Raw genomic sequence first — 17,962 nt, forward strand, 5'->3', positions numbered from 1 at the left:
TCTGTGGAAGTAAGGATAATTTCTTTACTGCCTAGCTCTAATATTCTAGTTAAAGTATTTAATTGTATACTACCCGTGCTGATAATTTCTCCATCGTCACTTTTTTGGTGTCGTTTGATCATACCATGGAGCCTCGCCAACAATTCCAGCTGTTTGAATGGTTTAACCATATAATCATCTGCACCTAGTTCTAATCCTTGTACAATATCTGATTCTATTGTTCTCACTGTGAGAATTAGGACGGGGAGATCAGAGTACCTACGGATGGCTTTTAGCACTAATAAACCATCAATATCAGGCAATCCTAAATCCAGGACCACTGCATCTGGATTTTCGTTCGATACGATTTCAATACCTTCCTCTCCAAATCGTGTTGAAATTACTTTTATGTTTGGCCATCGTATGTATAAAGCCATGGCAATCATTTCCACAATTCTGAGGTCATCCTCAATAATTACAATCTTCATCAGCACATCCCCTCAGTAAGTGGTATTTTGATAATAAAAGTACTTCCGATATTGAGGGCACTCCTTACTTCTATCTGACCACCGTGCAACTCCACAATTACTTTTGATAAATATAATCCTAATCCAAGTCCTTCCCCGGATTCTCCAGAAGTATTGTACCGATGATAGAGTTTGAAAATATCCTTGATATAAGTGGCAGAAATACCGCAACCAGTATCTTGTACTTCAAAAATGAGTTCTTGATCATTATGAAATAATCTTAAAGTAATTGTGCCACTTCGCTTAGTATATTTTATCGCATTGCTGATCAAGTTTATGACAACCCTCGAAAGTTGTTCTTCATCCACCCAAGCGACAGGTACTGAGTCTGGGCACTCCAATACAAAATTAATGCTATGCCTTTTTACTTCCGGTTCTAGATAGTTAAATATTTCCTTGACGAATTGTGTTGGATTTGTCCAGGTAGGCTTGATAACGAAAATTCCAATTTCACTCCTTGCTAAATCCAGTAGATCATTTATCCGTTTTTCTAACCCTTTTACTCCTGAAGTTATGTTTCTAGATAAACTGATCAATGGTTCAGTTTTTGCACAATTTTCGAATAACTCGGATGCGGTTATCATCGGTGTCAGATTAGTTTTAAGATCGTGAATCAAAGCTCGCGTGGATACAATCCGCTTATTTATATGCTCTTCCAATTCTAACTTAGTTTTATTCAATTCAGTGGTTCGCAATGCAACTCTTTCTTCTAATTGAGTATAACTAAGTCGTAATTCTGATTTTGTCTTTCTCAATTCGGTGATGTCTAGCCAAGAAGCCACACAGAAAAATTCTTCAATCCCAGTTATTTTGTTAATTGTCATATAAATATTCTTTAAATTGCCATTCGCGTCAACTATATCGAATAAATGTTTATCGGGACACAATTCCGGGTGTTCTTTGCGTAAATAGTGAAATCCTAGCAAACGATCTATATCATTTTTTGACACGAATTCAGTCCAACTTTTTATCCCCTCTACGGCCTGTTTGTTAAAGCCTGTTAGAAGCTCAAAAGCTCGGTTTACTCTAAGTATATTGGTATTGCCATACGATATCAAACAGTATCCAATTTATGCCGTCTTTAACTAACCAGAAATACGAATTGAAAGGTTCTGCCTATTGACCCCTCAGCTCCACCATCTGGCGTCCTATGTCAATCGCAAAACCCTGATTTACCCAATCGAGATTATATCCAATCAAGCCGGATAACAATACTATTCACTAAGATAAAGACCTCAAAGTAGAACCGTACCTAGCATCTTAAGTCTAAGAATCTCCCAAACTTACAGGCTATATAAGGATAAAAAGCCTGCTCATTCTTTCCGATAGACTATCTATCTTATATGTTGCACACCTATGCATCAGATTTCGGGAAACATTCGCAGCTGGTTGAATTATTCCTGATAAATGTTGGCTTTTCATCAGAATAATCTTTCAAAAACCACTGGCTGACAACCAGTTTATGGTCGATATCATCTTTGATGATGCCGGATTTTTTGAGGGACTTCATCACATTGGTTACCATTACTCTGGAAGCTCCAACCAAAGAACCCAAATCATCATGAGTCAAACGGAAATTTAACCGCCGGCCATCACATACATCTTCGCCATGTTCCTTGGCTAATCTCGCTAAAGTGCGCGCAAGCCTGACCTGAGTATCGTAAATGGCCATATCTGCCAAAGTTTCAGTAATATGGTTAATTTTATCGCTCAAGGCCTTTATCACCTTAACCGCTATTTGTGAATTTTGGGAAAGCAGATTTTCAAAGTCATTTTTATAACAAGCACACAGCTTGGTGTCCTCTACTGCTACGGCTGCAATAGTCCGGATAGCATCATTAAACAATATCTCTTCACCAAAGAGCTGGTTAGGGGTCAAATATCCCAAGACAATCTCTCTCCCGTTTTCTGATGTCTTAAAAAGTTTGATCCTCCCCTTGGTAACAACAAATACGGCACTCGCAGGTTCACCTTCACTAAAAAGATGCTCATTTTTCAGATACTCCGGCCTCCGAAAAAGATGACTGATTTCGGTCTTTTCAGACTTGCTCAAAGATTCAAACAACCACAGATCCATCATGCAATTCAAGTATTCCAAAGGAGGCCTCCACGTCTTTGCGTAACATCTAAATTATACCCGAAAAACTAGCCACAATAATGTAATAAATTTTACAGACCAGAGTTCATATTTATGCAAATATTTACTATTAACATTGAAGGAGGATATATTCATGACTACTTGGGCTCTTATCTTCATTATGGCTGCAGGAATCTGTGGTTTCACCCTGAAAACCCCTAACAACCCGCTTAAAGGGTTTATCACAATCAAACTCTTCTGGGTACATCTGCTGCTTGGCATAACAGCTATAGTCCTAGCCATAATTGCTCTTTTAGAGTAGCACAAGCTGATAGGTATTATTCACTAACTCAGAAAATATAAAAACATTGGTAACCTTAGATCTCGCGTTTGATACTCTTAATAACTAATATTCAACCTGAGGTCCCTAAAATAGACACTTGAGATTGATATTATTTATACAAAGGAGTTTACATGGCTTAGGAATTGCTTAAGCCTAATCTAAGTAACACTCATATTTTTAATAATAAAAGGATGGTAAATCAATATGGCTAAGATGTCTAAAGAAGTAATCAGCCTATTTCAGGATGCCGGTGTACCCAAAATGGTTGCTACCGTAGATAAAAACGGAGTACTAAATGTTACTCCTAAAACCAGCATGACAGCTGTTGATGAAGAAACCCTGGCGTTTGCTGATTTATATGGACGCACAACCCGTACCTTTAAAAATCTTGAGGAAACTAAGAAAGTAGCTATTGTAGCCGTCAAAATCCCGATCGCACCTCCCTTTACCACCTACCAAGTGAAGGGCACTTTCCAGAAATACCACACCTCCGGCCCCCTCTTTGAGCAATTTGCCAAAGCATTGAAAGCGGCTATGGGTGTTGATATTACCGGCGTAGGTACAGTTAAGGTAGATGCCGTCTATTCTCAGGCTCCGCAGGACAAGGGGAAACTGATTTCCTAGGATAATCGGTAGTTGTGAAATCAGTTACAACTACACCTTGATAGTATCAGCGAATAAAAGCGATAAATATGAAGACGAATAAAGGATATCACGTGAACAATAAATTATATGGGATATTGGGTGCTATACTTGCTGTTCTGAGTATTGGTTGTGCATGTCAAATGATCACCCTCATAGATAAAGGGGAATCGTATACAGCAAACCTCTGGTTCCACCCGATATCAGGCTTTATCGCTGTAGTATTACTGATTGTGTATTTCCGGAAAAGTAAGTAAGCCAAATCGTTCTTCATAATTACTACGCAAATACAATTACCATAAGATAACTGGAAAGCAGCCAATCTTTAAAAGATTGGCTGCTTTGTTAACATACCTAAGTACTAAGCTGATATGTTCAGAATGATTACTTAAGCATCACTAACTAATGCGAAGTATACCTGTTAAAAATCACCATAACCGAAAGCCAGTCAAACTTCCTTTGAGCTACTTCGGACAGAGAGCATGCAGTGATCTTCTCGTTTGGGTAGGTCAGGTTTTCACAAATAAGCACCGGAGAATCCGCCGCTATGCCTTTGCCAAGCAGATAGAGGGCAGTATCATCCGGCATCTGGCGGACGCCGGTCAGGACTATCAGATGCAATCCCCAGCTTAAGGCAGAAAGCATCCGCTTGCGTTTCTTGCGCAGGTCTTTACCTCCGTCATGGGGCAGAGGGTGATAGGTAATAACGGCGGCATCATACAGGGATAAACAGGCCTTGGCGGCTGCCATCTGAACCGAGCTTATACCCGGAACAACCTCTATCTCAAATCCGCCAAAGGTATTTGCTATGCCATTAATCCCGGCTGGTGCGACCAGCGGGTCACCGGTTTTGAGTACAACAACAGTGCCCCCGTTTTTCTGAGCCTCAAGTGCCGCCTGTTTGGGTATTTCAAGATAGTTGCAGGCTTCCTGCAGGAATATCTTTTGGTTTTTTATCAAACTCCGAACCGGCTTTAAATCCTGTTCCCAGCCAACCAGTATATCTGCCTTTGCCACCAGATTTTGAACTTGGGGAGATACCCATTCGGCTGAGCCCGGCCCGACCCCGGCTATGTAGACCTTGCCACGGCAAGCGGACGGTTTTTGAGGGAATAACTCCGGGTGAATAAGGCAAGCCAAACACTCAAGCCCATCCACCATTCGGGGGCCTGCCCGGCTGACAAGGTCGCTATGTATACCGAAGACCTGCCCTGTTTGGCGGGCAGTTACCTGAGCCAAAGTGGGTTCATTAAGGGCAACACTAAGCGGTTCTTGAGGGTTATCCCCGTAACCGGTTTCGGCAATAATAATCTCCGGGTTTTTAAGCTTAATAGCCTCTTTAGTGGGGTAAGGGTAATAACTGCCAAAATCCCGCCCGATATTATACCCCCCGGCCAGATGGACCAGAGTATCACCGATAGTCTCGGAGCCAAAAGTTTTCCACGTTTCACACTCATGAAGTATGTAAACTTTGGGGCGGCTTTCAGTAGGCAACAAGTCTATTTTGGCAGTAACAAAGCCAGCACGTCTTTGCAGTGATCTAACCAGATCTTCGGCGGCTTCTTGTCTACCCGTGCATTTCCCGATTATCCGGATAGTTGCAAGCAGACCTTCTATGGTACTTGGTTCAAGCACCAGCACCGGGTAACCAAGCGCCTCCAGTTGAGGAATGACCGCTTTGAGGTGTATCTGCCCTGTAAGTATCAGGTCAGGCTGTATTTTGCCAATCTGGCCGATGTCAACCGTGCTGTAACCGCCTACCCATGGCTTATTTCGGGCTTCCGGCGGGTAGTCACAGTACTCGGTCACCCCGCACAGAAGGTTGTCAGCACCCATAGCGTAAACAATTTCAGTCAGGCTGGGTGCCAGAGAAATAATTCTCTTAGGCATGGTTTTAAGGTTTATCCTGCGTCCGGCTTGGTCTGTTATCTGGCAGCCGGTTTGATTGGAATCTAGCTTCATTGTTCACTCACAAAGTGGTAATTGGGGTCTTTAGCCAGTTGAAGGTTAAAGGCTTTTTTGCAGGCACTGGTAACAGCTTTGGCCAGAAGCTCACCCAAGCGGGTATGTCCACCGGCGTATCGGCAGACAAAATCATTACCGGAAATCACTACTATCTGGTCAGTCCCGGTACCGGTTGCCTGTAACTTGGGGTTAAAGGAACTATGGATATCAAGGTCTTGAAGAGCTACTATCTTAGCTTCGGTTATGGTTATAAAGCTTGAGGCCATAGTAGCGGAATCAAGTTTGGCATTGCTGGCGGCAATTATATTGATAGTGCCGCAGGGCTGATATTCACCCTCAATTTCAATCCCGCAAGCCTTATCCACCCCTATCCGCATGGCATTATGCTTAAAGCCAGCCGTAACCCAAGCACACACCCACAGCTTATCATAAGACTCAAAGGCATAGCTAAGTTCAGCCATATCCACCCCGGTGGATATCATGGATATTTCTTTAGTATTAACACTGTAAAATGAGGCAATTTCTTTCTTCAGGTCGTTTAAGTAATCCCCGTAATCTTTGTGGCTGTAATGGAGATAGTCGCACAGGTCTTTGGGCAGGTAACAGTTACAAATTAGCCGGATGTTTTTATACCCATCAGTTCCGGAGAGGCATGGGCGAGATTCGTCTAAATGTATAACAAGTGCATTGGCTCTGGTATCCCAGACTTGGGTATCCAGAACTTCTGCCTTAATCCCGGGCAGTTTACACACGTCTCTTGCTTTTATTATGGCCATTTTTGTATCTCTCAAATGCTTTAAATTAAATATACTTACCAAACTCTGGTTTGCTTGCGTATTTTGGCGGCAACCGAGCAAATAGCAGCCACTGTTTTATTGACATCCTCAGCAGTGGTCATCTTCCCCAGAGACAGGCGGATTGAACAGTTAGCCAGTTCCCTTTCCCGTCCGATAGCCAGCAGCACATAAGGTGCTTCGTGGCTTTCTGAACTGCAGGCCGAACCGGTGGAAACGCAGATACCTTGTTTGGACAACTCTTTGGTAAAATATTCGCCCTCTATACCTTCAAAGCTGATATTCACATTATTCGGCAATCTCTTTCCCGGGTGTCCGTTAAGACAGGTGCCCGGAATATCGGCCAGAATCCTGTTTATCAGGTCATCACGGAGTTTGCAAAGGCGCTTGGCTTCAGACTCCATTTCAGCCATAGCTATTTCAGATGCTACTCCCAATCCCGCAATCCCCGGAACATTCTCAGTACCCGAGCGCAGTCCCGCTTCCTGCCCGCCGCCCAGAATAAGGGGTGACAAAGGTATTTCACTTCGGGCAAAAAGTATGCCCACCCCCTTCGGGCCGTTAAACTTGTGGCCAGACAAGGATAAAAGGTCTATATTATCCCGCTTTACATCTACGCTTAGGTGGCCTGCCATCTGGACGGCATCGGTATGGAAAAATACACCCCGTTTGCGGCAGATAGCCCCTATCTCAGCTATGGGCTGAAGGGTGCCGATTACATTATTGGCTGCCATAATACTTACCAGAGCGGTTTGGGGCGTAATGGCAGCCTGCAAGTCCTGTGCTGAAACCTGCCCCGAGCGGTCAACCGGCAGATAGGTAATCTCAAAGCCTTTTTTTACAAGGGCATGGCAGGCTTCCAATACCGCATGATGCTCAATCTCCGAGGTAATAATATGATTGCCCCGGCAGGCAGAGGCGACCCCGGTGATAGCCAGATTGTCGGACTCGGTACCTCCGCTGGTAAAGATGATTTCCTCCGGCTGGCAGTTAATAAGTCTCGCTACCTGCTCACGGGCGGTTTCCAAGGCTTCATCAGCCAGACGCCCCATGGGGTGAATAGCCGAAGGATTGCCGTAATATTGACTAAAATAAGGCAGCATGGCCTCAACTACCCGCGGGTCAACCGGGGTACTGGCGGCATTATCCAGATAAATTATATTTTCCATATTATTCCTTTGCCCTATATACGGCAGGCTTGGCTACCGGGACGGGCACTCTTGCCCCGGCTATAGGCCACAATGGAGGCATCCAGTTCCTCCCCCAGTTTATCCAGTTCCTTTAGTTGCTCTTCTGTCAGACGAGCATATTCATCATTTCGGGCGCTGAAAGCTATAAGTGGCAAGCCCAACTTTTGTTCCATTTGGCGTACCTTTTCCAAGGCAGCGTCATCCAGCGGCTTAACGGGTATTTTAACGTAACAATGAGTCATTTCTCTGGCCATACAGCCACCTCCGATTAATTTAGGCTCACCCAAGATAGCAGAAACAATATGCCGATACTGCCAATAATATCAATAGCGGACATTACTCTAAAAAGCCTGACGGCCTGGCCTATATGACCTGCTGTAAGGGGTTTATCAGCGTCTCCCAGAGCATAGTGGCCGGCCCGCTCAAGTCTGACTCCCAAAGCACCGGCGGTAGCTGCCATCGGCCAGCCGGCATTGGGGCTTTCAGTTTTGGACTGGTCTCTGAGTGCCATCTTCCAGGCATTTTTACCATCCAGACCGGAAACAAAGGCAGAGAGCACAAACATCAGTCCGGTCAACCTTGCCGGTATGTAATTAAGTATGTCATCCAGGCAGGCGGCAAATTTACCCAAATACTCGTACTCTCCCCTGTGCCCCAGCATACCGTCCAGGGTATTGGAAACCCGGTAGGCTACCGCCCCCGGTACACCCAAAATCAGGAAGTAGAAAAGGGGGGCAACCAGAAAATCCGAGGCGTTTTCCGAGAGTGAACGAATGGTAGAGGATATCATGGGCGGGGCAAACTCATCCCCTTTTTCGCGTTCAACTGTTGTCAAAAGATAGCGGATTTCCTTGTCAGCACTTTCTATCCGGTAGTCTCCGCCCTTCAGATACTTTTCCACCAACAGAGACATACGGGCATTAAATTTAAAACAAAAGGTAGGCTTAAGCAGTAAGAAGGCCGCTATTATGTATATTACAAAACTGATACCGCCCAGATAAGCAAGCAGCCAGTAGCTAAGCCAGCCGAAGAGAGCTATCAGGAAGAGCGAGACCAGCATGCCGAAGATATACTGCAAGGCGTGACTGCGCATCTTAAGCCCGGTTTTCTCTACCACCGAAATCATCCGCCCTATCCAGACGGTCAGATGAATAGCCGCCGGAGGCTCGGCCAGAGCCAAGTCCCAGAGGACGGCCAGAACTAAAATCAAAATATATTCGTTCATCTGCTTTTACTCATCTTCAAAAGTCTATACCCTGCCGGGCCAGAATACCTCGGTCATACGGGTGTTTGACCTTGCAGCATTCATCTATCAGATTTACTTCCTCTGCTACCGCTTTGTCCACCACTTTTCCGGTAAGGATAAGCGAGGTGCCAACAGGCTTGGCAGATAAAAGTTTTAAGATATCTCTAGCTTGTATAAAACCGTAATACTGGGCATTGTTAATTTCATCCAGCACCACCAAATCCCATTTGCCCGAACGTATTTGCCCTTCGGCAAATTCCAAAGCCTGGCGGCAAAGTTTAGAATCCTCGGCTTGGGTATCCGCACTGCTCAGGAAACCGCTTCGGCCAAAGACTGTGTATTCCACCTGCAGTTTTTCAAGAATATTATATTCCGCCTCCCAGCGTTTACCCTTCATAAAGAAAACCGCACAGACTCTAAGACCCTGCGAAACTGCCTGCCAGACCTCACCCATAGCCGCCGAAGTCTTGCCCCGGCCGTCACCATAAAAAACCTGTACCAAACCGGTTTGTGTTTGAACTGATATATCAAACATGGCAATCCTCAAAATACTGTTTGGCTATATCCCGGCAGTCTGTTCCGGTGCAGAGTACCTGCACGTCCCGGCTGCTGTCCCGGTAAGCCGTAACCCCTTTAAGTCCCAATTCATGGGATTTCAGGAATAACTCTGCTATATCCTCAACCGTGGCAGATTTAGGAAAATTGACCGTCTGGGAAATAGCGTTGTCCGTATGTTTCTGGAAAGCTGCCTGTACCCTTATACACCACTCCGGCTGAATATCCCGGGCGGTAACCAGCAACCTGCGATAATCCCGGGGTATCTCCGGGCAATTTTGAGGGCTTTCACCCGTCAGCAGTTTTTCTATAAGCACCGGGTTGAAAAAACCCCTTTCCCGGGCTGTTTCTTCAAAAGTATGGTTGATATCCAGCAGACGCTGCCCGTCCAGTATATTGCGCACCATAACCAGTGAATATATAGGGTGGATACCTACCGAGGTATCGGCAATGATACTGGTGGTACCGGTATTGGTAAATGTAAGGCAGGTGGCATTTCGTCTGGGTTTAGCCCCGCTTTTAGCATATATACTGCCCGCAAAGGCCGGGAAAGACCCCCGTTCCAGTGCCAGTTCTTCACTGGCTTTATTAACTGTTTCATTTACAAAGGTCATAAGCCTATCTGCCAGAGATACCGCCTGCTCTGAATCATAGCGGATACCCAGCTTTATCAGCATTTCAGCAAAGCCCATGAACCCAAGGCCGATTTTGCGGGTGGCTTTAGCCGCTCTTTCAACTTCCGGTATCGGATAACGGTTTACTTCCAGCACGTCATCCAGAAAACGGATAGCTTTGGCAATAAGCTTGCCAAGCCGCAGGTAATCTACCCCGAAGCAGTTACCCTCTTTCAATGCCATAAGGGACAGGTTTATAGTCCCCAAGGTAGCTGATTCATACGGGAGTAATGGCTGACCGCCGCAGGGGTCGGTAGTTACAAATTCTCCAAGCTGCGGGGTGGGATTATCTTTATTTATCCGGTCAATAAACATTATACCCGGGTCGCCTGTTTCCCAGGCGCTTTGGGCGATGCGGTAAAAAACGTCTGAGGCAGATAAACTGCCGGTAACTTCCCCTGTACGCGGGTTAATCAGTTCATAATCCTCCCCGCGTCTAACCTTTTGGATGAAGCTGTCAGTCAGGGCTATATTAATGCCAAAATTGGCCGAGTGATTACCCTCATCTTTAGCCCGGATAAATTTCAGGATGTCCGGATGATTTACCGGCAAACTGGCCGAATTGCAGCCACAGCGAACCCCTGCCTGTTTGATATAGTTGGCCGCCTCCGAAAAAACCCCCACCAGTCTGACCGGTCCGCCGGCTACGTTATGTCCGCTTTTAATCGGGGTATCTTCCGGTCTTATAGTATCAAAGGCAAAGCCGGTGCCGCCCCCGTACTGATGGATAATCATAGCTTCACCGATGGCTTTAGCGATACCCTCAACAGAGTCTTCCACCGGTAAAACAAAGCAGGATGACAAAAGCCCCAGTTCGCGCCCGGCATTAAGGAGGGTAGGCGAATTAGGCAGGAATTCAAGACCGGTCATCATACGGTAAAATTCGTCCGCCCAGCAGGCGGCTTTACCCTGCTGGTTATAAGCATTTTCAGCCGCCGCCACTGCATCCGCTACCCTGCGGAACATATCCTCCGGGGATTCGGTAATACTCCCGTCTCCGTCCCGTTTCAGGTAGCGTTTTTCAAGTACTATTTTGGCGTTCCCGCTTAGTTTCATATTTATTCCTATAAGATTACTTCCGGCTTCCAGCTGTTATCCCGGCTGTCTGAAGCCATGGTAACCACGTCATCAAGGTATTTGCGGGCAAACGCTGCCGCATCTTCCACCTGTTCCCGCGAAGCAGCTGGCCATGGGGCGCCCGGAACCGCAAAATACGAGGTAACCCGGAAAAGAATCTTGCGGTCTATTTCAGAAATAGTCTTAGCTAACGCCCCAATCTCCTCTTCCTCTACCAGATTGGGAATGAAGGCTATTTCGGCCTGCAGTTTTTTACCGTTCTGATAAACCTTCTTGAAATTGTTCATTATGCCCAGGTTGGACAACCCGGTATATTCCCGATGGACAGATTCGCTGGCAGATTTAAAACCAAAAACTGCTTCGTCTATATTTGAAAGGTCAGTTAGCTTGACGCCATTGGTAAGCAGGGTATGAAAACCTTTGTGCCGGGCATGAAGCCTCGCTGCAAGCAGAGGCAGTTCGGGGTCAAGCGAGGCTTCCTTGCCCATAAAGAATATATCTCGGGGGGCAAGGCCTTCGGTCTTTTCAAGCACCTCTTCAAGGGTTAAAAATCTGGTCGGGTTTTTCGCTCTGGGGGCATCTTTAAGCTGTTCTACCGAACTACCGGGCAGACTAAGGTCGTCAGTCCGGTAGTTTTTATAACAGCCGCGGCAAAAAAGGTTGCAACCCCAGAAATGGAGCCCCAGCACCCGGTAATTCGGTTCATAGGTAATCTGGTAAATATTCATCTTACCTAGTCAGGCTGGCCGGCCGTGTCCCGGATACAGTTGGCCACCGCTTCTTTGGTAGATTTTATAACCACATCTGCCATCATCTTGCCTATTACGGTATGCCCCTGCACATACTTGCACTTCTCTCCGAAGCCTGAAGCCACAATCACCTGGTCAGTCCCGGTGCCGGTGGCCAGCCAATCCGGATTATGGGAACTCCTTATATCCATCTCCTGAAGGGCTACATTTTTGGCCTCGGTAACGGTTATGACCGATGAAACCAAAGCTCCGTGGTCAAAAGAAGCATTGGTAATCACCACGTGGCAGATAGTCCCGAAACCCTTGAATTCACCGTTGCGTTCAATACCCACCGCCGCATCTTTGCCTATCCGAACTGCATTGTGGCGAACGCCGGCGGTGGTAAAACAAGCCACCCAGAGTTCTTCATACTTTTCCACCGCAAAGGCCAGGTTACGCATCTGAACACCGGTGGAGAGGAAGGCGGTGTTTTCAATTTCAATGTCATATTCTTTCAGTACGTCTGCCAGCAGCTGCCCATAATAATAGAAATGGCTCTTGCTCTGGTCATGCATATAAAGACCCAGCTCATCCGGTATATGGCAGATAGTTAAAAAGTCAGACTTCATAATACCGTGACGGCTGCTTATGACATCCCGCATTTCATCAAACCGAAGGGCAAAAACATTATTGGGATACCCGATAGCTGTATAATAAACCGTATCGGCGGTAAAGCCTTCAAACGAACCCAGTGATATTTTTTTAAGTTCACTCTTAGTAGTCAAGTTTTTGATCTCCTTACTCCATATTGCTATCTAATACAGCCGCACCACTTCGTACAGCAGGTCTGCTTTGCTTAGGTCCTTCTTGGTCTGCTGGGTGCAGTAGACATTCTTCAGGTGCTTGCGGGCAACCGCCAGAGCAATCTGCATCTCCTCAGGCGTAGGCGGCCGCCAGGGGTTGTCACCGGATGCAAAATAGGCATCCATCCGGTAGGGAATATTTGTATCCACCGAAGCAATAAACTTGGCAATTTTTTCGGTTTCTTCAAGACCTATATAGTCCGGTATATATACACTTTCGGCTTTCAGGTTAACCCCGGATTCGTAGTATTTCCGAAAGTTGTCCAGCAGGCTGGCATTGGAACGGCAGGTGTACCCGGCATAGAGTTCAGGAGTAATAGCTTTCAGGCTGACAATCACGTCATCAATATGGCTGGCATCTGCCATGGCCACCCCGTTGGTATGCAGAATAACCTTGCAGCCTCTGTCTTTTAGCCACCGGCAGATATCCGGCAACATCGGGTCCAGAGAGGCTTCCTGCCCTTCAAAGGCCACCTCGGTAAGCTCTATATTCTCCAGCAGGGAAACAAGTTTTCCGAAGGAAAGCGTAGCAGAAGGTGTCTGAGGCGGGCAGAAACGGGGGTCGCGGAAGACCACGTCCAGATTTTCCTCCAGTGCCATGCAGTTTATTTCCTTCTTGCACAGGCAACCCTTGCATTCCAGATTGCATCCCCAGTGGAAAAGGTAAGCCTTTTTGATAGCCGGGGCATAGGCAACGTGGTAAACATTGGTCTGCATATCTGCCTTATCTCCGCAAGGCGTTGAATCAGCCTGATATTTAAGATTGGAGATGGTCATATCTTTCCTCACAATTTACTGTTTTAGTACTCCGGCTGTTTTACCGCCATACAGGACATCCAGTGGCTGGTACCCCGGGATACTTCAGAGATACTTTTTCCGGTTATTTTCTGGCTTTCAGTGCCCATCTGTTCGCCAACTATTACCTTTGTATCTGCCGGTATCCCTCTCTCAATCAAAAAACCGGCGGTCTGGGCCAGAGTTTGTTCCAGATCACTCAAGATAATCAGGTTGTAACCGGCTTTGTAAGCCTTTAACATACGCTCCCGCTTTACGACTAAATCAGATTGGTCAATATTGCCGGCGGCATCCGGTTTATAGACTACCAGCAGGCAATCTTCCAGTGAAACCCGGGTAGCGGCCGCCAGCAACTGCAAACTGGAAACAGCCGGTATAAATTCAATCCGGAAGTCTTTAAAAACCTCTTTGTAGCTGTCAAGGCCGGCTGAATACACCAGAGGGTCATCCTTTACTAAAAGGGCAATGTCTTCCCCCTTAGTTCGAGCCAGCTTTGCCGCCTTAACAAGTACTTCTTGATAGTTAGTGCAGTTTTGTTCCAAAACCAGCTTGCCTTCCAGACTAAACCCCAAACTTTTTATCACTTCTGCCCAGGCGGTTATAATGCCGCAGCGTCTTACAGCCGCCTCAGCCACCGGTGTCAGGAAGGCCCTGCCACCGGCTCCGACACCGGTAATGAATACTTTGGGATAATATATTCTGGAAATAGCTCCGGTCATGGCTTTAAACCACCCGTTCCACTTCATAGAGTATTTCCTGTTCAACACCCCGGCAGCCGGATACGTTAGTCAGATAGCGGCTTACTCTTTCAACCGCTTCAGCAACCTCTTCCGGCCTGGTCTTGCGCCAGTTATTATCACCGGCCGGAAAGTATGGCAAAACAAAGTAAGGAATATCCGGGTTGACGCTGGCGATGAATTGAGCTATCCGCTCAATTTCTTCAATTTCTACCAGACCGGGTATAAGTATAGAGGCTGCCGTAAGCTTAACCTCTGAGTGGGCATAGCGGATGAAATTTTGTTTTATCGGCTCAACCGAGCGCTCGGTATACCACTGGTGCAGTTCCTCGGAAATAGCCTTGATTCCTACTTCAACTGCATCCGTATCTTCAATTTCAGGTATCTTAAAGCCATTGGTATACAAAACATTTTCACAGTTAAAACGCTGGTGGAACGCTTTGGTGATAGCGGCATAATTCGGGTCAAGAGAGGCCTCTTCTCCGGTCAGGAATATCTTTTTGGGTTGCAGTTCATCCAGTCTGGCCAGTACTTCATCCAGTTCCAGGAGGCGTCCGGGCTTGGATGTATTTTTCGCTTGAGGCAATTTATCGAACCTGTTCTCTTTAAGAAGGTGGTCATAAATCCCCTCTTTACACAGGCACCCGTGACAACTCATGTTGCAACCCCAGAAACGCAGGGATACACTCCCGGTAGTCGGGGTATGGGTGATGTGGTAAATGTTAGTTTTCATGACGTTTCTACCCCGATATCTTCTGCAACCAGCAACGGCTTCTCAACCAGAAAACAATCACTGAGTTCCAGATACCAGAACGGAGCTATAGTGGGTTTGCCGTCATATAGGCCGCATTCCTTGTAAACGGTCTTCCGGTCAGCTATCTCCAGCTTCTTTTTGAAGATAGGCCCATCCACCGTCAGGGTATGATAAAGCCCTATCTTGCCGTCAGGTGAAGTTGTGTGCAGGGATTTGAATTCATTAAAGAGTGTATAATCAAGTTTCCTGCCCAACCAGCTTCTGCCTAATTTACTGTCATCGGCGGCTACAATAAGGGTTTCAAATCCCGAATCTATAAGGTCACCGATTATGGATTCGCGGTCTTCATCCCATAAGGGCAGCAGTACTTCCATATCAGCGGCCTGGCAAACCCTTTCCACCCACATCCGGTGCTCCAGAGCGTCCGGGTTACCCACACTCACATCCCCGAACACGGCAACCGTGATGCCCTCTTCCCTAAAACGCTTTAGCATCTTGATATAGTTACTGGTATACTCCTGTCCGTTTGTCCAGGTTATTTCCAGCGGTATGCCAATGGCTTCCGCCTGGCTCTCAAGCAATTCAGGCGTGAAATGATGAGGGTAAAGCCTGCCCGTCCCTTCGGTAAACATACTGGCTAAACACTGCACCTCGTAGCCGTCCCTCAGCGCCCTTAGTAACGATAATGAACAGTCCTTGCCTCCACTCCAGGATACAAAGGCCTTTTTCATCTAATCCTCCTTCCGCAAATGAGTTATTGAAAATGATTTACAACCAACAATGCTAAATCTCAATACCTGCTATCTTCATGAATATCACTACCATACTCAACAAAGCTATAAGGGTTATCATTATGGTCACAACTATGCTTTGTCCTCTGCCAACCTCTTTACCCGGAATACTTTGAGCTTTTTCCACAGACTGATTCCTCCCTTGCGTACTTTGATGACAATATCCAGAAATGCCCCCACCGGGCAGATGTAGAAGCACCATGGACTGAAAATAAAGAAGCTAAAGGTTATAGTAAGAATAAGAAGTAACCACTGATCTATACCCCCTACCTGGCTAAATAATGTACCCCAAGGTTCAAAAACAGCCAGCGAGGGATTGGTAAACCAGAAAACCAGCATCAGAGCCGCCCATAACAACAGGAAGCGTATATTCCTGAGGAACTTGTAGGTTTTGGGCTTAGGTTTGAGTCCAATCTGTCCACCGATTCTATAGGTCACTTCCTGAACTGCCGAAAACGGACACAGCCAGAAACAATAAAAATTCTTGCCGGTCAATAAAACCAGGCCTACCACTCCCAAAACCAGTATGTACAAGAACAGATTATTAGGCAGGTTAGGTGGTGACCCTATCAACCACGCAACTATATTGGTCAGACTCAATGGACGGGATAACCAGAATCCCAAAACTCCCAACCCCAAAGTTAAAGTGATATAGCGTAGCCATTTCCTCTTTCGAAAAACAGCAAAAGTCCGGAATAATACAGTCATAATCAATCCGGATATCAGCAGGATTTCACCAATACCAAATTTTACGATCTCCATAGGTGCCGGATATGACTCGCCCAGTTCATCTGCCAACAAGGCTCTACCCTGATATACTCCCAAAGCTACGCCTGTACTGGAGATGGTAGCTCCGGAAACCACATCAATATCATCACCAAGTATCAATCCAGTATCAAACTGCCGTCCTATGTATTGATCAAAGAAATCATGATCTTCCAGTTTAGCCCACCAAGCATTACCCTCCTGTTGCTCGGGAACAGTAATGGACAAGATTGCCCCGTCCAGTGACCACACTATCTCAACAAGCAAAATACCGCCATAACCCCTGCCCTCTGTCAGAGTTATGTAACCGACAGTATTCCCAGCAGTGTCCAAGGATTCAAAGAGGTAATTACTCGGAGCTTCAAATTTAGCCAGGTCATAAGCACATACGGTATCGGAAGTATCCGGCAAATATGACTCAATGCTGGTCGATTTAGGCAATCGCCCAATAACAAAGGCCGCTAGAAGACTTATCACCGCCATGCCTATTATTATTTGCTTGATTCCAATTGTAGTTTTCATAGACCCCATTCGTAAAAGCCTGTATCAAGAAATCTCCGCCGGGGAAATTATTCCCTGAAATTTACATCTCCTGATCTGTTTCTTGGTTAATTTATCAGTAACCTGCTTAAAACCCGGCAAACACACTTAGAAAGGGAGATATTTTATTACCCCCCTTTCTAAGTGACTCGCAGGATAAGGAAACAGACAACTATTAGGTGCGGCTAGAACCCCGTCTCCATACACCTATCATGGGAATCGCCAGTAAAATGATCGAAGGAATACCGGTCACTAGTACAAACATCAAAACAGCTTTGGGTACGTTTTCCTGGAAGCTACCTTGAATATTCTCCAGGGTAAAAATAAACAACGCTACACCAGCTATGAAAAGCAACCATTCATACAGTTTAAATGACAAACCTTTATTTTTACCCCACAGGAGGAGCGCACCAATGGCTATTGTCAAAATGACCATAACTGTAGGCCAAAACATATACGTTAATATCCTTTCTTATTAGTCTCAACAAGAAGACCACAAATACACCTTACCCAATACCATGAATGGGCATCTTTTCGCCCAAGGTCCACCAATCTTCCCACTTGTCTTCCGGCAAGCAACCATAACCAAAGGCTTTATCCATATTAAAGAAGAAGCCATCCAGTAAAGTGGTATTGGCAATAACCGGTTTAACAATCTCATGGATACTGGAATCAGCCAGCTTGTTAAATACGCACTCTCCCATACAAATACCGCAGAAAGTATCGGTCAAACACCAGTTGGAGAAACAGCCGGCCTGATTCAGATACCAAGTCTTCCTACCGGGGTTGTTGAAGTTCTGGGGCTTTAAATATGGGTTGGAAGGATCGGTAGCCAATTCCCAGCTGGGCTCTTTATCCATTTTGATAGCGCTAACAGGGCAGAATTCGGCGCATTTCTTACAGCTGGTAGTGCAAAATGA

At 46.0% G+C, this 17,962-nt stretch carries 20 protein-coding genes and 1 pseudogene; 2 read left to right on the forward strand and 19 right to left on the reverse strand.

Translation table 11 applies throughout. The features are described from left to right. The 3 genes from WC259_RS05070 to WC259_RS05080 all read right to left on the reverse strand — a co-directional run. A partial coding sequence (locus WC259_RS05070; RefSeq protein ID WP_372643447.1) for a response regulator transcription factor occupies nucleotides 1-467 on the reverse strand: 467 nt, incomplete at its 3' end. Then, on the reverse strand, nucleotides 467-1,564 hold the full coding sequence (locus WC259_RS05075; protein ID WP_372643450.1) for a PAS domain-containing sensor histidine kinase: 1,098 nt from the start codon (nucleotides 1,562-1,564) through the stop codon (nucleotides 467-469). The genes WC259_RS05070 and WC259_RS05075, both read right to left, overlap by 1 nt. 296 nt (nucleotides 1,565-1,860) lie before the next feature. Further along, a complete protein-coding gene (locus WC259_RS05080) occupies nucleotides 1,861-2,604 on the reverse strand; it encodes a Crp/Fnr family transcriptional regulator (RefSeq protein WP_011308855.1) in 744 nt (247 codons plus the stop codon). 133 nt (nucleotides 2,605-2,737) lie between these two features. Between WC259_RS05080 and WC259_RS05085 the strand changes: the two genes are divergently transcribed. Together WC259_RS05085 and WC259_RS05090 are read left to right on the forward strand one after the other, a co-directional pair. Then, nucleotides 2,738-2,905 carry a hypothetical protein gene (locus WC259_RS05085; RefSeq protein WP_011308854.1) on the forward strand — a complete coding sequence of 56 codons (168 nt, stop codon included), beginning with the start codon at nucleotides 2,738-2,740 and terminating at the stop codon, nucleotides 2,903-2,905. A 225-nt stretch (nucleotides 2,906-3,130) separates the two neighbouring features. Continuing rightward, complete coding sequence (locus WC259_RS05090) at nucleotides 3,131-3,550, forward strand: pyridoxamine 5'-phosphate oxidase family protein (protein WP_011308853.1); 420 nt, start codon at nucleotides 3,131-3,133, stop codon at nucleotides 3,548-3,550. A gap of 420 nt (nucleotides 3,551-3,970) precedes the next feature. On the opposite strand, the gene cbiE is transcribed toward WC259_RS05090, so the two are convergent. From cbiE to WC259_RS05170, 16 genes and pseudogenes are all read right to left on the reverse strand, one after another. Next, on the reverse strand, nucleotides 3,971-5,530 hold the full coding sequence (gene cbiE / locus WC259_RS05095) for a precorrin-6y C5,15-methyltransferase (decarboxylating) subunit CbiE (RefSeq protein WP_011308852.1): 1,560 nt from the start codon (nucleotides 5,528-5,530) through the stop codon (nucleotides 3,971-3,973). After that, nucleotides 5,527-6,309: an adenosylcobinamide amidohydrolase gene (locus tag WC259_RS05100; protein WP_015406836.1), complete on the reverse strand. Its 783-nt coding sequence runs from the start codon at nucleotides 6,307-6,309 to the stop codon at nucleotides 5,527-5,529. Before WC259_RS05100 ends, cbiE begins: the two co-directional genes overlap by 4 nt. A 35-nt stretch (nucleotides 6,310-6,344) precedes the next feature. After that, on the reverse strand, nucleotides 6,345-7,496 hold the full coding sequence (locus tag WC259_RS05105) for a cysteine desulfurase family protein (protein WP_015406835.1): 1,152 nt from the start codon (nucleotides 7,494-7,496) through the stop codon (nucleotides 6,345-6,347). Between the two features lie 14 nt (nucleotides 7,497-7,510). After that, nucleotides 7,511-7,771, reverse strand: a complete 261-nt coding sequence (locus WC259_RS05110) for a hypothetical protein (protein WP_011308849.1) — start codon at nucleotides 7,769-7,771, stop codon at nucleotides 7,511-7,513. Nucleotides 7,772-7,785: 14 nt separating this feature from the next. After that, a complete protein-coding gene (gene cbiB / locus WC259_RS05115) occupies nucleotides 7,786-8,742 on the reverse strand; it encodes an adenosylcobinamide-phosphate synthase CbiB (RefSeq protein ID WP_061977095.1) in 957 nt (318 codons plus the stop codon). A gap of 16 nt (nucleotides 8,743-8,758) precedes the next feature. Next, nucleotides 8,759-9,298: a cob(I)yrinic acid a,c-diamide adenosyltransferase gene (locus WC259_RS05120; RefSeq protein ID WP_061977092.1), complete on the reverse strand. Its 540-nt coding sequence runs from the start codon at nucleotides 9,296-9,298 to the stop codon at nucleotides 8,759-8,761. After that, entirely contained in the window at nucleotides 9,291-11,048 is a 1,758-nt protein-coding gene (locus tag WC259_RS05125) for an adenosylcobalamin-dependent ribonucleoside-diphosphate reductase (protein WP_015406832.1), read from the reverse strand. The genes WC259_RS05120 and WC259_RS05125 overlap by 8 nt, the downstream gene beginning before the upstream one ends. A gap of 8 nt (nucleotides 11,049-11,056) precedes the next feature. Next, nucleotides 11,057-11,797, reverse strand: a complete 741-nt coding sequence (locus WC259_RS05130) for a radical SAM protein (protein WP_011308845.1) — start codon at nucleotides 11,795-11,797, stop codon at nucleotides 11,057-11,059. Between the two features lie 5 nt (nucleotides 11,798-11,802). Next, complete coding sequence (locus tag WC259_RS05135; RefSeq protein ID WP_061977090.1) at nucleotides 11,803-12,582, reverse strand: adenosylcobinamide amidohydrolase; 780 nt, start codon at nucleotides 12,580-12,582, stop codon at nucleotides 11,803-11,805. Nucleotides 12,583-12,612: 30 nt separating this feature from the next. After that, the gene (locus tag WC259_RS05140; RefSeq protein WP_034376787.1) at nucleotides 12,613-13,437 is read right to left on the reverse strand and encodes a radical SAM protein; all 825 of its coding nucleotides are present in this window, start codon (nucleotides 13,435-13,437) and stop codon (nucleotides 12,613-12,615) included. A gap of 23 nt (nucleotides 13,438-13,460) precedes the next feature. Beyond that, a complete protein-coding gene (locus tag WC259_RS05145) occupies nucleotides 13,461-14,201 on the reverse strand; it encodes an SAM-dependent methyltransferase (RefSeq protein WP_227028538.1) in 741 nt (246 codons plus the stop codon). After that, nucleotides 14,179-14,925, reverse strand: a complete 747-nt coding sequence (locus WC259_RS05150; RefSeq protein ID WP_011308841.1) for a radical SAM protein — start codon at nucleotides 14,923-14,925, stop codon at nucleotides 14,179-14,181. Before WC259_RS05150 ends, WC259_RS05145 begins: the two co-directional genes overlap by 23 nt. Continuing rightward, the gene (locus WC259_RS05155) at nucleotides 14,922-15,677 is read right to left on the reverse strand and encodes a diphthine--ammonia ligase (RefSeq protein ID WP_015406830.1); all 756 of its coding nucleotides are present in this window, start codon (nucleotides 15,675-15,677) and stop codon (nucleotides 14,922-14,924) included. The genes WC259_RS05150 and WC259_RS05155 overlap by 4 nt, the downstream gene beginning before the upstream one ends. A gap of 132 nt (nucleotides 15,678-15,809) precedes the next feature. Further along, the gene (locus tag WC259_RS05160; RefSeq protein WP_015406829.1) at nucleotides 15,810-17,024 is read right to left on the reverse strand and encodes a 4Fe-4S binding protein; all 1,215 of its coding nucleotides are present in this window, start codon (nucleotides 17,022-17,024) and stop codon (nucleotides 15,810-15,812) included. 193 nt (nucleotides 17,025-17,217) lie between these two features. Next, nucleotides 17,218-17,496: a hypothetical protein gene (locus WC259_RS05165; RefSeq protein ID WP_011308838.1), complete on the reverse strand. Its 279-nt coding sequence runs from the start codon at nucleotides 17,494-17,496 to the stop codon at nucleotides 17,218-17,220. Between the two features lie 52 nt (nucleotides 17,497-17,548). Further along, nucleotides 17,549-17,962, reverse strand: a pseudogene (locus WC259_RS05170) (reductive dehalogenase); the annotation flags it as partial.

Origin of the sequence: Dehalococcoides sp. (genome assembly GCF_041654235.1) — a bacterium.
Lineage (GTDB): Bacteria > Chloroflexota > Dehalococcoidia > Dehalococcoidales > Dehalococcoidaceae > Dehalococcoides > Dehalococcoides mccartyi_B.